The 16,379-nt window shown below is 70.1% G+C and carries 15 protein-coding genes; 6 read left to right on the top strand and 9 right to left on the bottom strand.

Annotated features, from left to right (window positions below; translation table 11 throughout):
- Positions 1–228: 228 nt before the first annotated feature.
- The 3 genes from ACN26Z_RS25425 to ACN26Z_RS25415 all read right to left on the bottom strand — a co-directional run bounded on the left by ACN26Z_RS25425 (position 229) and on the right by ACN26Z_RS25415 (position 5,315).
- Positions 229–816 (bottom strand): hypothetical protein, encoded by a 588-nt coding sequence (locus ACN26Z_RS25425; protein ID WP_421463654.1) that lies wholly within the window; start codon positions 814–816, stop codon positions 229–231.
- Positions 817–1,311: 495 nt separating this feature from the next.
- Positions 1,312–3,873: a trehalose-phosphatase gene (gene otsB / locus ACN26Z_RS25420; RefSeq protein ID WP_093411309.1), complete on the bottom strand. Its 2,562-nt coding sequence runs from the start codon at positions 3,871–3,873 to the stop codon at positions 1,312–1,314.
- A gap of 41 nt (positions 3,874–3,914) precedes the next feature.
- Positions 3,915–5,315 (bottom strand): alpha,alpha-trehalose-phosphate synthase (UDP-forming), encoded by a 1,401-nt coding sequence (locus ACN26Z_RS25415; protein WP_093411226.1) that lies wholly within the window; start codon positions 5,313–5,315, stop codon positions 3,915–3,917.
- A gap of 342 nt (positions 5,316–5,657) precedes the next feature.
- Here ACN26Z_RS25415 and ettA point away from each other — a divergent pair, with 342 nt between their 5' ends.
- The 4 genes from ettA (at position 5,658) to ACN26Z_RS25395 (ending at position 9,184) form a co-directional block, all read left to right on the top strand.
- Positions 5,658–7,334: an energy-dependent translational throttle protein EttA gene (gene ettA / locus ACN26Z_RS25410; protein WP_093411228.1), complete on the top strand. Its 1,677-nt coding sequence runs from the start codon at positions 5,658–5,660 to the stop codon at positions 7,332–7,334.
- Between the two features lie 14 nt (positions 7,335–7,348).
- Positions 7,349–7,792, top strand: coding sequence for an acyl-CoA thioesterase (locus ACN26Z_RS25405; protein ID WP_093411230.1), 444 nt, complete (start codon positions 7,349–7,351; stop codon positions 7,790–7,792).
- Complete coding sequence (locus ACN26Z_RS25400) at positions 7,789–8,469, top strand: hypothetical protein (RefSeq protein ID WP_093411233.1); 681 nt, start codon at positions 7,789–7,791, stop codon at positions 8,467–8,469. Before ACN26Z_RS25405 ends, ACN26Z_RS25400 begins: the two co-directional genes overlap by 4 nt.
- A gap of 130 nt (positions 8,470–8,599) precedes the next feature.
- Entirely contained in the window at positions 8,600–9,184 is a 585-nt protein-coding gene (locus ACN26Z_RS25395; protein ID WP_093411235.1) for a YbjN domain-containing protein, read from the top strand.
- 44 nt (positions 9,185–9,228) lie between these two features.
- Here the strand turns inward: ACN26Z_RS25395 and ACN26Z_RS25390 are convergent, their stop codons facing one another.
- From ACN26Z_RS25390 to ACN26Z_RS25380, 3 genes are all read right to left on the bottom strand, one after another.
- Positions 9,229–9,657, bottom strand: coding sequence for a globin (locus ACN26Z_RS25390; RefSeq protein ID WP_210940093.1), 429 nt, complete (start codon positions 9,655–9,657; stop codon positions 9,229–9,231).
- 63 nt (positions 9,658–9,720) lie between these two features.
- Complete coding sequence (locus tag ACN26Z_RS25385) at positions 9,721–11,100, bottom strand: MFS transporter (RefSeq protein ID WP_421463651.1); 1,380 nt, start codon at positions 11,098–11,100, stop codon at positions 9,721–9,723.
- A gap of 223 nt (positions 11,101–11,323) precedes the next feature.
- Complete coding sequence (locus ACN26Z_RS25380; protein WP_282237097.1) at positions 11,324–12,376, bottom strand: mechanosensitive ion channel family protein; 1,053 nt, start codon at positions 12,374–12,376, stop codon at positions 11,324–11,326.
- A gap of 249 nt (positions 12,377–12,625) precedes the next feature.
- On the opposite strand from ACN26Z_RS25380, the gene ACN26Z_RS25375 reads away from it, so the two are divergent.
- Positions 12,626–13,159, top strand: a complete 534-nt coding sequence (locus tag ACN26Z_RS25375; protein ID WP_093411314.1) for an HNH endonuclease — start codon at positions 12,626–12,628, stop codon at positions 13,157–13,159.
- A 212-nt stretch (positions 13,160–13,371) separates the two neighbouring features.
- Here the strand turns inward: ACN26Z_RS25375 and ACN26Z_RS25370 are convergent, their stop codons facing one another.
- From ACN26Z_RS25370 to ACN26Z_RS25360, 3 genes are all read right to left on the bottom strand, one after another.
- Entirely contained in the window at positions 13,372–14,211 is an 840-nt protein-coding gene (locus tag ACN26Z_RS25370; protein WP_421463648.1) for a class F sortase, read from the bottom strand.
- A gap of 12 nt (positions 14,212–14,223) precedes the next feature.
- On the bottom strand, positions 14,224–14,769 hold the full coding sequence (locus tag ACN26Z_RS25365; protein WP_282237099.1) for a hypothetical protein: 546 nt from the start codon (positions 14,767–14,769) through the stop codon (positions 14,224–14,226).
- Between the two features lie 74 nt (positions 14,770–14,843).
- Complete coding sequence (locus ACN26Z_RS25360; protein WP_093411243.1) at positions 14,844–15,323, bottom strand: Lrp/AsnC family transcriptional regulator; 480 nt, start codon at positions 15,321–15,323, stop codon at positions 14,844–14,846.
- 148 nt (positions 15,324–15,471) lie between these two features.
- Here ACN26Z_RS25360 and ACN26Z_RS25355 point away from each other — a divergent pair, with 148 nt between their 5' ends.
- Positions 15,472–16,365, top strand: coding sequence for a tryptophan 2,3-dioxygenase (locus ACN26Z_RS25355; protein WP_421463646.1), 894 nt, complete (start codon positions 15,472–15,474; stop codon positions 16,363–16,365).
- The last annotated feature ends 14 nt before the right edge of the window (positions 16,366–16,379 follow it).

The following is a 16,379-nucleotide window of genomic DNA, read 5'->3' as shown; positions in this document are numbered from 1 at the left end:
TCAGGCTTGATCCCTGCGCCGGGCACGGTCGCCCCCAGCCTGACCTGGTCGGCCCCCGTCCGGGCGTCGGCCAGCCGGGGTGGGTCTGCGGTCTGGTGGGTCTGCTGTCTGCTGTCTGGTGTTGTTGGATGTGCCGCTGGCCGGCACCCGGGTGTCGGGTGCCGGCCAGCGGCTTTCTGCTCCCCCTGTGGAGGAATGTCTTCGGTTGTTGTCTGACCGTGGTGGGGGTCAGCTGGCCCAGTGTTCGGCGACGAGGTCGGCGGCCTGCTGTTCCCACTGGGCGTAGTGGTCGGGGTACGCCGACACCTGCACGGTCTGCGCGGCCTGGGTGAGGGGCATGTCCTGCCAGCCGTCGACCTGCTTGAGCCCCTTCAGGAACGCCAGGGTCGCATACTCGGGGTCGGTGATCTGCTCCACCGTGCCCCAACCGGACGACGGACGCTGCTGGAACAGGCCCTGCGAGTCGTGGTCGTTGCGGTCACCCAGGTGACCCAGGTTCTCCAACTTCGACTCCTGCAACGCCGTCGCGATCGACACCACCGCGGCCCGCTCGTCCATCCCGGCCTTCTTCGTCGCCGCGATGATCGCCTTCACATTGCCGACCTGCTCATCGTTCAACTCGATCATCGACTGGTTGGCCGGGGTGCCGTGCGGCAGCAGCTTGCCCATGTCCGGCTTGTCAGCCTGCACCGCCGCGACCGGGGCGGTCTTGACCGGGGTGACATCGGCGTGGGCGGCCACCGGACCGGCGAACAGACCACCGGTGAAGGCCACACCCGCGATACCCAGCACGCTCTTCCGCAGCATCGTGTTCATGACAAAGCTCCATTCGGGGGTCGACGCACGCACACCGAGGGGGACGGGCGCACGCACGCAAGCACCAGAAAGGGCGCTCAAACCAACAGAGGGGGAAAGATCTCCGGCACGCGGGGCGTATCGCCGCTTCACGTCGCCGGGACCATGTCCAACGACCGCCGGCCCGCCATCATTCCCGGGGCCACCCGCCGTGGCGGGCAGTCGTTCACGGCCGTTCGGGAGTGTTCAACGCCCCCACCCCGCCACCCATTCCACCCCGAGCCCCCGACCGCCCAGCAATCTTGGTCCGAAACCGCCCACCCAAGGGCAAAATCGCACCAAGATCGCCAACGGACACCGGCGGAACCGGACACCCGGCACATTCGGGCGGGCCCACACCCCCAACCGCACGCACAGCGCAGCGCGACAGGCCACACGCCTACAACGCGGACCCACGCCCAAAGCGGAACCGGCCGGAGATCAGATGATCTCCGGCCGGTCCGATCTGACCATTCGTTACTGCTTGAGCATGTTGTCCAGCAGCAGCGCGCAGCGGATCACCCCGAGGTGGCTGTACGCCTGCGGGTGGTTGCCCAGGCCGCGCTCGGCCAGCGGATCGTACTGCTCAGGCAACAAGCCGGTCGGACCCGCCGTGTCGATCATTTGCAGGAACAGTTCCTCGGCGTCGGTTCGCCGGCCGGTGCGCAGGTACGCCTCGATCAGCCATGCCGTGCAGATGTGGAAGCCGCCCTCGCGGCCGGGCAGGCCGTCGTCCCAGTGGTAGCGGTAGACGACCGGCCCGCTGCGCAGATCCGCCTCGATCTTCAACACGGTGGAGAGGAAGCGGGGGTCGTCGCCGGCCAGCAGTCCGGAGATCCCGATCCAGAGCGACGAGGCGTCCATGTCCTCGTCGCCGTAGGCGACGCTGTACGCCTCGGCGTGCTCGTGCCAGCCGTACTCCAGCACGTTGGCGCCGATCCGGTCGCGCAGCTCCACCCATTCCGGCCGATCCTCGCCGCCGTGCTGGCGTACCACGTGCAGCGCCCGGTCGACTGTCATCCAGCACATCACCTTGGAGAAGACGTGGTGCCGGGGTGGCAGGCGGGCCTCCCAGATGCCGTGATCCGGCTCGTGCCACCGGCGGCGGACCGCCTCGACCATGTTCTCCAGCACCCGCCACTCCTCGGCGCGTACCGAGCCGCGTACGTCGGCGGTGGCGGCGATCAGGTCGGCGATCGGGCCGAAGACGTCCAGTTGGAGCTGGTGGTTGGCGAGGTTGCCGACGCGTACCGGTCGGGATCCGGCGTAGCCGGGCAGGGTGTCGATGACCGCCTCGGCACCCAGTTCGTAGCCGTCGACCGTGTAGAGGGGGTGCAGCCGCTCGGGGTGCCCGCCGGTGCGTTCCACACAGCCGTCCACCCAGCGCAGGAATGCCTCGGCCTCGGTTATCGAGCCCAGGTCGACCAGGGCCCGGGCGGTCATCGCGGCATCACGCAGCCAGCAGTACCGGTAGTCCCAGTTACGGACTCCGCCCAGTTCCTCCGGCAGCGAGGTGGTGGCCGCCGCCAGGATCGAGCCGCTGGCCTCGTGGCAGAGGCCGCGCAGGGTCAGTGCGCTGCGGGCGACCAGGTCCCGGGCGGTGGTCGGCAGTCGCAGCGAGGCCACCCAGTCCTTCCAGGGGCGTTCGGCTGCGGCCTGCCGTTCGTGGATGGGCAGCCGGTGGTGTTCCAGGCTGTGCGTACCGAAACGCAGCTCCAGCACCACCTGACCACCGAGCGCGGCGAGGTCCACCACCGCCTTGGCGGTCTCGTACCCGCCGTCGTTGCCGACCTCCCACTGCACCCCGGGGGAGTAGAGCGCGACAGGTTCGTTGGAGCCGAGCACCAGCAGGCCGTCACCGAGCGGCTGAAGCTGCACGGCGACCTGGGCGAACTCCGGCCGGGGCGCGAACTCAAGGCGAACCCGACCGGTGCCGGTGAGTACCCGGACCAGGGTCGAGTCACCGGAGATGATGGCTGGGCCGTCCGGCGTGGCCTTGGGGTCCGGCTTGTCCAGCCAGTCGGTGACGGTGAGACCGGACCAGCGGGTCTCCACGGTCATCGTGCCGGAGCGGTAGCGCTGGCCCAGCGGAATGCCGCCGCGTTCGGGTGCGACGCTGAAGTGCCCGGCCGGACTGCCGCCGACCAGGTCCGCGAAGATCGCCGCCGAGTCGGGCTTCGGGTTGCACAGCCAGCTCACCTTGGCGTCCGGCGTGAGCAGCGCGACCGTACGACCGTTGGCCAGCATCGAGTGCCGCTCGATCGGTACCGCCCGTTCACCGAACAGCCAGTGCCGTCGGGTCTCCAGCAGCAGCCCGAGTGCCCGGGCGGCCTCGATCGGCTCGGCCACCCGGTAACCGGCCTTGGTCTCGCCGGGGCCGATCTTGATGCCGACATCCGGACCGTGCAGGTTGCCGAAGGCGTTTTCGTCGGTCACGTCGTCGCCGATGAAGAGCACCGCACTGGCCGAGAGCTGGGTGCGCAACTGGTCGACGGCGGTGCCCTTGTGGGTGGCCACGACGGAGAGCTCGATGACTTCCTTGCCCTGGGTGACGGTGACGTCCGGCCAGGTCGCGGGACCGCTGCGAACCGCGTCGATGGTGGCGGCGGCGATCTGGGGATCCACCCCACGGGTGTGCACGGCGACACTTGCCGGCTTGCGTTCCAGTCGGACGCCGGGGTGGGCCGCGGCGATGTCGCGCAGGGCGTCCCGCAGCCGGGTGCGTACGGCGATCAGCTCGGGGGAGAGCCGCTCGACGAAGCCGATGTCGAATTCGGAACCGTGGCTACCGACCAGGTGGACCTCGCTCGGCAGCCGGGAGAGGGCGGCCAGGTCGCGCAGCGCGCGGCCGGAGACGACCGCCACGGTGGTCTGTGGCAGCGCCGCCAGGGCCCGCACCGCGGCCACCGACTCCGGCAGCGGTACGGCCTTGCTGGGGTCCTCCACGATCGGTGCGAGCGTGCCGTCGTAGTCGCAGGCGACCAGGAGTTGGGGTACCCGGGCGATCCGCCCGATGGCGGCGCGTAGTTCCGGGTCCATCGGGCCCGCGACGGGCGTGACGTTCTCGGTGGACGCCGCGTTCACGCTGCCTCCATGTCGGGCACACCGAGCTCGGTGAGGAAGGACTTCGCCCAGTGCCCCACATCGTGGGTGCGCAGATGGCGTTGCATTGTCCGCATACGGCGACGAGCCTCCGGCTTCTCCACATGCACGGCCCGTAGCAGAGCGTCCTTGACCGCGTCGGGGTCGTGCGGGTTGCACAGGAACGCCTGACGCAGCTCGGTGGCGGCGCCGGCGAACTCACTGAGTACGAGTGCGCCCCCGTGGTCCGCCCTTGATGCGACGTACTCCTTGGCCACCAGGTTCATTCCGTCTCGGAGCGGAGTAACCATCATCACGTCGGCGGCGGCGTACATCGCAGCCAGTTCGGTCCGACTGTACGACTGATGCAGATAATGCACCGCCGGCACGCCAACCCGGCCGAATTCGCCATTAATCCGACCAACTTCGCGCTCAACCTTGACGCGAAGTGCCTGGTAGTGCTCCACCCGCTCGCGACTCGGTGTGGCGACCTGCACCATAACCGCGTCGGGGACTGTCAACTTTCCGTCAGCCAGCAACTCGCGGAAGGCCTTGAGGCGGAGTTCGATGCCCTTGGTGTAGTCGAGCCGGTCGACGCCGAGGATGATCGTCCGGGGATTGCCCAGCTCCTCGCGGATCTCCTTGGCCCGCGCCTGGATCGCCGGGTCGGCGGCCAACCGCTCCATCTCCTGCGTGTCGATCGAGATGGGGAACGCGCCGGCCTTGACCTGACGGCCGTCCACCTGGATCATCTGGCCCTCGTACCGCAGCCCCAGCAGGTGCCGGGCGAGCCGGACGAAGTTCTGCGCGGCGAGCCGCTGCTGGAACCCGACCAGGTCGGCACCGAGCAGGCCACGCAGGATCTCGGCGCGGAACGGCATCTGCATGAACAGCTCGATCGGCGGGAACGGGATGTGCAGGAAGAAGCCGATCCGCAGGTCGGGGCGCAGCTCCCGGAGCATCGCCGGTACCAGCTGTAGCTGGTAGTCCTGGACCCAGACCGTCGCCCCCTCGGCGGCGACCTCCGCAGCGGCCTCCGCGAACCGGGCGTTGACCAGGCGGTACGCCTCACGCCAGCGGCGCTTGTAGGCGGGCGTCTCGACGGCGTCGTGGTAGAGCGGCCAGATCGTCGCGTTCGACTGTCCCTCGTAGTAGCGCTCCAGTTCCTCCGCGCTCAGCGGCACCGGATGCAGCCGGATGCCCTCCAGGTCGAACGGTTCGGGGGCCGCGCCGGTGCCGCCTGCCCAGCCGACCCAGGTGCCCTGGTGTTCGGCGAGAACGGGATGCAGTGCGGTGACCAGCCCGCCAGGGCTGCGTCGCCACTGCCGTCCCTCGGGTGTGCTCACCTCGTCGACCGGCAGTCGGTTCGCCACTACGACAAAGGAGCTACGGACGGTCACGATCGGCCACCTCCGGGTGCTGACGGGTCCACCGCGATGAGCGTACTGAGCGTAGCTGCGGCGTCTGTTCCCCTGTGCCGGACTCACCTACCCGCCCCGAACTCGGCGAACCCTGGACGTGATCATGTTGACAGGTGAGCCGCCCCGACCGGCCCTCGGGGCGGTGACGGGCCCCGGTGGACCTGGTCTGGCGGGGCGATGTGGGCGCAGCCCGGCGTACCTGTCAGGATTGACAACGGCGTGCGCGCGGCCGGCTCCCGGCCGACGGCGACGGACGGCGGCCCTGGCCCGCGTCCGTGGCACGCGAAATCGGCGATCGAAAGCGACGGAGGAGCCCGCACCGTGGCCCAGTTCATCTACGTCCTGGACAAGGCGCGCAAGGCGCACGGCGACAAGGTCGTGCTCGACAACGTGACGCTGAACTTCCTGCCAGGCGCCAAGATCGGGGTGGTGGGTCCGAACGGCGCCGGCAAGTCCAGCCTGCTCAAGATCATGGCGGGTTGGGATCAGCCGAGCAACGGTGAGGCCCGTCTGATGCCCGGCTTCACCGTGGGAATGCTCGCGCAGGAGCCGCCACTCAACGACGCCAAGACCGTGCTCGGCAACGTCGAGGAGGCGGTCGCGGAGACGAAGGTCAAGCTGGAGCGGTTCAACAAGATCGCCGAGCAGATGGCCACCGACTACTCCGACGAGCTGATGGAGGAGATGGGCCGGCTCCAGGAGGAGCTGGACCACGCCGACGCGTGGGACATCGACTCCAAGCTCGAACTGGCCATGGACGCGCTGCGGTGCCCGCCGCCGGACGCCGACGTCACCCAGCTTTCCGGTGGTGAGCGCCGCCGGGTCGCGCTGTGCAAACTGCTGCTGGAGGCCCCCGACCTGCTGCTGCTCGACGAGCCCACGAACCACCTGGACGCCGAGAGCGTGCAGTGGCTGGAGCAGCACCTGGCCAAGTACGCCGGCACCGTCGTCGCCATCACCCACGACCGCTACTTCCTGGACAACGTGGCCAACTGGATCCTGGAGCTGGACCGCGGTCGCGCCTACCCGTACGAGGGCAACTACTCCACCTACCTGGAGAAGAAGGCGGCCCGACTGGCGGTCGAGGGGCGCCGCGACGCCAAGATGAAGAAGCGCCTGGCCGACGAACTGGACTGGGTGCGCTCCAACGCCAAGGCTCGGCAGACCAAGTCCAAGGCTCGCCTCGACCGGTACGACGAGATGGCCGCCGAGGCGGAGAAGACCCGCAAGCTGGACTTCGAGGAGATCCAGATCCCGCCGGGTCCGCGTCTGGGCAACACCGTCATCGAGGCGAACAGCCTGACCAAGGGCTTCGGCGAGCGGGTGCTGATCGACAACCTCTCCTTCTCGCTGCCGCGCAACGGCATCGTCGGCATCATCGGCCCGAACGGCGTCGGCAAGACCACCCTGTTCAAGACCATCGTGGGGCTGGAGGAGCCGACCGGTGGCTCGGTCCGGGTCGGCGAGACCGTCTCGCTGTCCTACGTCGACCAGAACCGGCAGGGCCTCGACGGCGACAAGACCGTCTGGGAGGTCGTCTCCGACGGACTGGACCACCTCATGGTGGGCAAGGTCGAGATGCCCTCGCGGGCGTACATCGCGGCGTTCGGCTTCAAGGGCCCCGATCAGCAGAAGCCGACCAAGGTGCTCTCCGGCGGCGAGCGCAACCGGCTCAACCTGGCGCTGACGCTGAAGATCGGCGGAAACGTCATCCTGCTCGACGAGCCGACCAACGACCTGGACGTGGAAACCCTCTCCAGCCTGGAGAACGCGTTGCTGGAGTTCCCCGGCTGTGCGGTGGTGATCTCCCACGACCGGATGTTCCTGGACCGGGTCGCCACGCACATCCTGGCCTGGGAGGGCGACGACGAGGACCCGGCGAAGTGGTTCTGGTTCGAGGGCAACTTCGAGGCGTACGAGAAGAACAAGGTCGATCGCCTCGGCGCCGAGGCGGCCCGCCCGCATCGGGTGACGTACCGCAAGCTGACCCGCGACTGACCGGGCGGTCTGTCGTGGCTGACCGGTTCGTCTACCACTGCACCCTGCGCTGGTCGGACCTGGACGCGTACGGCCACGTCAACAACGCCCGCTTCCTCACCCTCTACGAGGAGGCCCGGGTGGCGTTGATGTTCGTCGGCGCCCGGGCGAACGGGGTGGGCTCGTTCGCCGAGGGCGTGGTGATCCGTCGGCACGAGGTCGACTACCTGCGCCCGGTGGACTACGCCCTCGATCGGGCCACCGTCGAGACCGCACCCACGGTGCGGATCGAGCTGTGGGTGGAACAGTTGCGCGCCGCGTCCTTCACCATCGGATACGAGATGTACGACGGCGAACTGCTCATCAGCCGGGCGCGTTCGGTGCTGGTGCCGTTCGACCTGGCTCGGCAGGTGCCCCGGCGGCTCAGCGAGCCGGAGCGGACGTTCCTGCTCGGCTACGCCCCGGGAGGTGCGTCGTGAGCGTCGGACACGGCATCGTCGACGTCGCCGACGCGGGGGCGTTCCTGGCCCGGCTCGTGCGGTTGGAGCGCGCCGCCCTGGTCCGACTGAGGCCGGCCGCTGTCGGCGCGCGTACCGCCCTCTGGGCGCGGCTGCCGTGGGAAGTGCTGGCCGTGCGTACGGTGGCCGGCGCGGGTCCTGGTGATGTGACGGTCGCCGCCGGGCAGTTGCTCGCCGAATTCGCGGCCGGCCGTGCGGACCTGCCGGCCCGCCGCGACGCGCAGTGGCGGTGGGCCTTGCCGCCAGCGGTGAGCCGGCGGGTCGAGACGATGCCGGGCGGGGAACTGCGCCGGCTGGCCGAGGCGGCGGCCGGTACCCTGCGCGAGGCGGCCGAGCACGGCGTCGGCGGCCGGGCGGTGGGGCAGCGGGTGCTCCGCGACGCCCTGCTGGACCACGTGGCGGTCGTGGTCACCCCCGACGACGAGCCTGACCGTCCGGTGGAGGTGACTCAGCGGATGGTGCAGGGTCTGGTTCGAATGGGTTTCCTCGGTGCCTCCGAGGATTCGGCAGCTGGTGACGGCGTGCAGGTACGTGCGGCTGGCCGATGGGTCGGATTGGTGGGACCGTACGGAGCCATCTGGTCGCAGAAGGCCACCGATCTTGTCGTGCGGCCATCCGTGACTCATCCGAACGGCTGACCGCTACCCATCCTTCCGGTTTGGTGCTGGCGTTGGGGGGGTGCTTCGTTCCGGCTGTCCGGGTACCGTCCATCCTCGGATCCACCCACTGTAGGCGACCGGATCCGCTGGGGAGTGAGGTGCGCGAGCGATGCCGTGGTGGTCATGGCGTCCAGGTCCCGCCAGTGGCGGTGACCCGGAAACTCGAAGCAGGATCATGGTGGAAGGTACGGTCCGGGTCGGCCCGCCGGCGCCCCGCCAACCGGGCGACGACTGCCCGGCTGCGGAGCGTCCGTTGATCGCCGACATGCCAGCCACCGTCGAACAGGTCACCCTGCGTCGGATCTGCGACGCGCTCGACCTGCTCGACGTGCGTTACCTGGCCGACGGCGACGGCAACCTGCTGGCCATGTGGGAGCGACACGCGGTGCTGGTCACCCTGGAGGGGCCGGAGGACGAGATCCTCGTGCTGCGTGTCCGGCCACACGCGACGGTGCCGCCGGACTGGGCGGACCGGGCCTACCGGGTGGTCAACGAGTGGAACCACACCCGACGTTTCTGCAAGGCGTACGTGGGTGATCCCACCGAGCGTGGCCAGTTGCCGATCTACGCCGAGTTGCAGGTCCCGCTGGCGGCCGGTGCCCACGACGCGCTCCTGGTCGAGCTGCTCGACTGTGGCGCCGCCGTGGCCACCAGCTTCGTCGACTGGCTGCACGACGAGGGCGCCCTGCTCTGAGCGGCGGAGGCAGCCGCCCCGCCGTGGTGGCGGGGCGGTGGAGGTCAGCCGTGGGCGGCCGGGTCCGCCATGTCGTTCACCATGAAGTACGCCGCCCGTTCGAGGTAGTTCCACAGCTCCGTGGCCAGGGCCGGGGGCAGGTCGAGGCTGTCGACCGCCCGGCGCATGTGTCGCAGCCAGGCGTCGCGTTCGGCCGCGCCGATCCGGAACGGGGCGTGGCGCATCCGCAGTCGGGGATGGCCCCGCTGCGCTGAGTAGGTGTTCGGGCCGCCCCAGTACTGCATGAGGAAGAGCCGCATCCGGTCGGCGGCCGGGCCCAGATCCTCCTCCGGATACATCGGGCGCAGCAGCGGATCGGCGGCGATGCCGGCGTAGAACTCCTCGACCAGCCTGCGGAACGTGGGCTCACCGCCGACGGCGTCGAAGAACGTGACCGCTTCGCCGTGGCCTTCGGACTCACCTGCGGGATTCACCGTTCCATCCTGCCAGGCCCGCCGGGGCGCTCGCCCGGTCGGCACCGGGTGAACGAGGGTGGCTCAGGTCACCGCGTGCCGAGGCCGTCCCGGACCCACGTGTCCGGGCCCGGGATCCTCGGCAGAGGTGTCCCCGGACGATCCGGCAGGGGCGGTGGCATCGGCACTCGCGACGGAGGCGGCTCGGGCGGCGTCGACGGAGGCGGCCACGGTCTGCTGGTCGGGCCAGCGCAGGGCGACGATCGACATCAACAGCACCCCGGCGACGCTCCACACCCCCACCACGAGTGGAATCGGGAAGCGCTCGGCGAGCAGCCCGGTCACCAGCACGGCCGCACCCTGGATGACCTGCATGCCGGTCGCCATGACACCGAACGCCCGGGCCCGGAAGCCGTCCGGGAGGGCCTGGACGAAGAGCCCGTTGGCCGTCGGAATCAGCCCGGCGACGGCGAATCCGCAGATGGCGGCGAGTAGCGCCACCACCACCGGCGGCGGATCCAACAATGCGGGCACCAGCGCCAGCGGGGCGCCCACGGCCAACGGCCGTAACAGGCGCAGTCGGCGGGCGGGTGCGACGGTACGGCCGATGATCAGCCCGCCGAGGATGAAGCCGGCCGGGGTGGCTGCCATGATCACGGCCTGGGCCAGCCCGGGGTCCATGCTCTGGCCGGCGTGCTCGTTGGCCCAGGCGGCGGCCAGCCCCTCCGGCACGATGGAGAAGAGCATGGCGCTGAAGACCAGGACGGCGATAGCACGCAGCACCGGCGTCCTGAAGACGATCTGAAAGCCCGCGGCGGTCTCCCGCAGCAGGTGACTGCGGTGGGCGTTGGTCATCGCCGGTGGTCGGTCGTGCACCCCGAGCCGGACGATCACGGCGGACAGCGCGAAGGCGACCGCGTTCATCAACAGCGCGGCGGTGGGGTTGACCGTCGCGATGGCGGCGCCGAGCAGGTAACCGACCACCTGGGCGGCCTGCCCCACGCTCGCGTTGACGGACAGCCCGACGACGAGTCGGTCCCCGGGCAGGATCAGCGGCAGCAAGGCCGACCGGGCGGCCTGACTCGGTGGGTTCGCCAGCGTGGTGGCGAACAGCAGCACCAGGATCAACGGCACCGGCATCCCGGGGATGGCGACCAGCAGCATCAGCGACATCCGGATGAGGTCGCAGACCATCATCACCTGTCGGTACGAGTGCCGTTCGGCGATCGTGGCCAGCAACGGGCCGCCGACGAGCCACGGTAGATAGCTGACCGCGAAGGCGGCCGCCGACAGCGCCACGGACTCGGTTTCCCGGTAGACCAGGAGGGTGACGGCTGCCCTGGCGACGTAGTCACCGACCCAGGTCAGCGTGCTGGCCGCGAAGACGGCGCGGTACTCACGCTGGGCGAAAACCTCCCGGAAGGTGGCCGGCCCCTCCGGAGAAGGTCGCTCGTCGGACACCATCGCCTCCATCGTCCCGGTGTCTGGCCACTCGTGATGGCGGCCCGGGACCATCGTCAGGTCTGCGGATCAGCGAGGACGTGACACCGCTCGGTAAGCGCGTGCACCGGATTCTGCCCGATCGTCTGACAACTGGCTAGGGCGAACGGTTGGTTGGTCGCATCTCCGACTGAACGAACGGACGATACCCGAGGGGGCCGCTCAGTCGCGACCCCCGCCGGTCGGTTCAGGTGGCGCCGCCTTGACCGGTCTCGGAGTCCGATCGAGTAGGTATGCCGGGGTAGAGGCGGCCCGCCGCGATCCTCGCCGTGATACCCGAGTTCTCCAGCGCCTCGGCCAGTCGGCGACGCAGCTCCCGGGCGACGGTGAACTGACCGTCGGCGGTCGTCTTCACCACCGTGCGCATCACCGTGCCCTCCACCGTGACCTGCTCGACGCCGAGGACCTCCGGCGGCTCGACGATCGAGCTGGCCAGTTCCGGGTCCACCGCGATCGACGCGGCGGCGGTACGCAGCACGGCCGTCGCCTCCTCGGTGCCGGCGAAACCGATGGGCAGGTCAACCACCACCAGCGCCCACCCCTGGCTCTTGTTGCCCACCCGGATGATCTCGCCGTTGCGGATGTACCAGAGCACGCCCCGGGCGTCCCGGACGGTGGTCACCCGGAGCCCGACCGCCTCGACCACGCCGGTCGCCTCGCCGAGATCGACGTTGTCGCCCACCCCGTACTGATCCTCGATCAGCATGAACAGCCCCGCGATCAGGTCCTTGACCAGGCTCTGCGCGCCGAAGCCGAGGGCCACGCCGGCGATGCCCGCGCTGGCCAGCAGCGGGGCCAGGTCGAAGCTGAACTCCTTGAGCACCATCAGTAGGGCGATGCCGAAGATGAACGCGGTGCTCATACTCCGTAGCACCGAACCGATGGCCTCGGCACGCTGCCGGCGACGCTCCGGAACGAACTCGCCAGGCTCGGTGGCGGCGGTCGGGATGCGCTCGCGCAGCGGGCGGAGCATGGTCGGCACACCGGCGTCGCTGGTGCTGCGGACGAGTCGACGGATCGTGCGGTGCACCAGCCATCGGGCAGCCAACGCCAGCAGCAGGATCAAAATGATCCGCAGTGGCTTGACGAGGATCCAGAAGCTGCCCTCGGCGAACCACACCGAGTCGGTCCAGTTCCAGACGATCTTGCACAGCGCCTCGTCCAGGCACTCCGGGCTCGGTGTTTCGGCCGGCTCCGGACTGGACGGGGCGGGGGTGGGGCTGAGGCTGCTGACGGTCACCCTGTGTTCGTACCTCAACCGGTCGGCGGGTCCGCCGTCGACCCACCGGCCGGTGCCGCCCGGCCGGCCGAGCGCGGCCGGGGGAAGGCGCGGGCTACCCAGGATTAGTACGTGCATTCCCGGTTCCGATCAGGGACTATTGGCGCAGCGGACGTCGGTGATCCGGCCGGCGTCGACGTGGTGTGGGGCTGTGCCCGACGCCGGTCGGCGGTGGCGAGTGGTAAGCCGCTTGACCGGGAGGGTGACGCGATGCCTGACATACGACCCACGGTGGGCTCCGGCGCGCTGGTCCTCAACGCCACCTACGAGCCGCTGTGTGTCGTGTCGGTACGTCGTGCCGCGATTCTCGTACTCTCCGCCAAAGCGGTATGTGTCGCCGACGGTGAGGGCATCCTGCACAGCGCGCGCAGCGCGCTGCCGGTGCCCTCGGTCGTCCGGCTCACCCGTTTCGTCCGGGTGCCGTACCGCACCCACGTGGGTCTGTCCCGCCGGGCGATCTTCGCCCGGGACGGCTGGCGGTGTGCCTACTGCCGGGGCCCGGCGGAGACCATCGACCACGTCTTTCCCCGCAGCCGGGGCGGCCGGCACGCCTGGGAGAACGTGGTCGCCGCCTGTGCCAGGTGCAACCACACCAAGGGCGACAAGACCCCGGCCGAGCTGGGTTGGCGGCTGCACGCGTTGCCCACCGCCCCGAAGGGGATCGCCTGGCGGGTGCTCGGCCACCGCGCCCCCGACCCGCGCTGGGCCGACTGGCTGGATCTCCGCGAACCCGAAGCCGCCTGACCTGTCAACGGCTCGCTTGTCCGCCCAGCTCAACCCCGCAAGATGCCCACCCGCGCTCGCGGACGACCCCGCGCCTCCCGCGCGGCGAGTACGCCGAACAGGTTTTCGGGGGAGCCCGACCCGCGCAGGGATCAAGCCTGACCGCCCGGAGCGGGTCGGGCTCCCCCGAAAACCCCACACAGGTCAGGCTTCCGGAAACCCCACAGCAAGCCCTACCGAGCCTCGACCAGAGAAGCGAACACCACGACGTTGTCCGCGTACCCGGTCTCCCCGCCGACCCAGCGCCCGCCGCAGGTGATCAGCCGCAGTTGGGGACGGCTGAAGTCACCGAAGACGTCGTCCGTCGGCAGTTGTTCCTTGTCGAACCGGTCGACCCGGTCGACCTCGAAGACCGCCACCGAGCCGTCCGAACGGGCAACCTCGACCCGGTCACCGGCCCGCAGCTGGGGCAGTTGATGGAAGACGGCCGGGCCCGTGGTGGTGTCGACGTGCCCCACGATGACAGCCGGTCCGTACTGACCGGGAGTGGGCCCCTGGTCGTACCAGCCGGCCTCCTGGGCCCGCTCGGCCGGCGGTGCGGCGATGCTGCCGTCGGGGGCGATGCCCACGTTGTGCACCGGTGCCGCCAGGTCGATCTTGTTGATCTCGATGCCGACCGGCTCGCTCGCCGCCAGCAGCGGAAACTTCTTGGGTGGTTGCGCCAGCCCGGCGATGAAGCGGTCCGGTAGCAGGCTCAGCCCGGTCAGCCGTTCGACGCCGAGCATCGCGATGATCAGCAGCATCAGCGAGCCGATCACCAGTACCGGTAGCCCTGGCCCGGAGCGACGACCGTGGTGTCCGGTCCCCACCGCCCAGGCCCGTGGCCGCCGGGGTGGTAGCGGCGCCGCCGCCGGATCGGGCGTGGCGACGCTTGCCGAACCCATCTGCGCCGCGACCCGGACCAGCCGGCCAGCCGCCGCGACCACCCTCCGCCGGACCCGCTGGCTCCGACGGGTGGTGGTTCGCCGTGGACCGGGGCCCGGTTCCGGCGCGGGTACGCGGAAGCCGGCCATGGCGACGGTGGGTCAGGAGCCGGCTCGACGCCGGCTGCTCAGCAGTCCGAAGACCACCGCCGCGGCCACTGTGGCGACGCCGCCCAGCAGCAGCATCGAGCCGGTGCCCCGGTCGGCCGTACCGCCGCCACCGGTCGCCGGCCCCTTGGTGGGCTGTTCCATGTTCAGCACGGTCAGCGTGGTGCTGGCGGTCCGGTCGTTGTCACAGCGCAGGTGCACCGGATAGTCGCCAGCCGCCTTGTTGCCGGGCACGGTGACCGAACCGGTGAGGAAGCCGTTGTCCGGCCGGAGGAAGACCCGGTTGAAGGCGTCCGAGGTCACCTCGGCCTGGCGGTCGTTGGCGTTGTCGCAGCTGGCCCGGATGTGCACCCGGGAACCGGCCTGGACGCTGTTCGGCGTCACCTCGACGAAGGTGTTCTCATTCGCGCTGGCAGGTGCGGCACCGGGCAGGGCCAGCCCGGCCAGAGCGAACGCCGCGATCAGGACGAAGGCCCCGAACAGTCGGGCGATGGTCGACGGGGCGCGGTGGACGCCTCCGTACGGTTGCAGACCTCGCATGATCCCCTCCCTCCCGGCACCGGCGTACCGGGCCTGTTGGGGCGACCCGGGTGGCTTTCCCCCTGCTCCGGCAGCTAACCCGCCTCCCGGCGACGGGGACGGCTGTCCGGAGGGGAACCTTCCCTCGGGGTGACGGGCTGCCAGGCGAGCGGGGTGGAGAGGACCATCGTGCTCGACGGCTGCCCGTAGGGGGCCAGGCGGTCGATGACCGCCTCGAAATCGCCTATCGAACCGGCCGCGACCTTCAGCACGCTGCACGCGTCACCGGTGATCCGGTGGATCTCCAGAATTTCCGGCCATCGCGCGACGTCGGGGTCGTGCAGGATGCAGCGGGCGCCGTAACAGGACATCCGGATCAGCGCGACCACGTTGCGACCGGCCCGGGCCAGGTCGACGTGGGCGTGGTACCCACTGATCACGCCGGTTTCCTCCAGCCGGCGCACCCGCTCGGCGACCGCGGGTGGGGACAGGTGCACCCGCCGGGACAACTCGCTGAAGGACAACCGTGCGTCGGCCTGCAACTCGCGGAGCAGGGCCCAGTCCATCTCGTCCATGCCCGTGACCTTACGTCCGACAGGTCGAACCCGACGAGCGGGTTCCGTTTCACAGGTCGACCACGGAAAGCGCCGTTGAACAGGCATTCCGTCCGGCCAACCTCGCAGGAGATCATGACTGGACGGGCGAGCCGGAAGGAGCGGACGCATGGAGCAGACGGATCTGCGCCCCCGAACGGAGGTGCGTCCGGTCACCGCACGGCAGCGGGTGGCGCGCGCCGCCCGCAACGGCGGCGAGCCCACCCTGGAATTCGCCGAGCGGGTGCCGTACGACGCGTACGTGCAGGCCAGTACGCTGCATCGCCTGCAACAGCCGCTCAGCGCCGACCCGGGCGAGATGTCGTTCCTGATGGTCAGCCAGATCATGGAGTTGTACTTCGGCCTGACCTGTCACGAACTGCGGGAGACGTCCCGGCTGCTGCGCTCCGACCGGGTGTGGGAGGCGTTAGCCCCGCTGCGCCGCGCCGCGCTGCACCTGGAAGGGCTCAACGCGGCCTGGCGGGGACTGCGCTGGATGACCCCGGCCGACTTCAACCGCTTCCGCAACCTGCTCGGCGAGGGGTCGGGCTTCCAGTCGGCGATGTACCGCCACCTGGAGTTCCTGCTCGGGCTGCGGGACCCGGCACTGATCCGCCCGTTCCGGCGGCAGACCGAGGTGTACGCCGAGCTCACCGACGCCCTGGCCAGCCCGAGCGTCTGGGACGAGGTGGTCGCCCTGCTCGCCCGGCACGGTCACGACCTGCCTGCTGACCTGCTGGAGCGGGACGTGGCCACCGAGCACGAGGCGCACCCCGCCGTCGAGGCTGCCTGGGTACGGATCTACGCCGACTCCGGCCCGGACAACCACCTGCGGCTGCTCGGCGAGGCGCTGACCGAGGTGGCCGAGCAGTTCGGTGACTGGCGGCACCACCACATCAAGGCGGTTCAGCGAACCATGGGCGCCAAGGTGGGCAGCGGCGGCTCCGCCGGGCTGGCGTGGCTGCAACGCAGCATGGCCCGGGTGGTCTTCCCGGAGCTGTGGTCGGCCCGGACGGCGATGTGAGGCGGTTGTGACGA

The sequence above is a fragment of the Verrucosispora sp. WMMD703 genome (assembly GCF_049178935.1).
Classification (GTDB): domain Bacteria; phylum Actinomycetota; class Actinomycetes; order Mycobacteriales; family Micromonosporaceae; genus Micromonospora; species Micromonospora sediminimaris.
The sequence above is the reverse complement of the archived record's forward strand: the minus strand, read 5'-3'. Positions and strand labels throughout refer to the sequence as shown.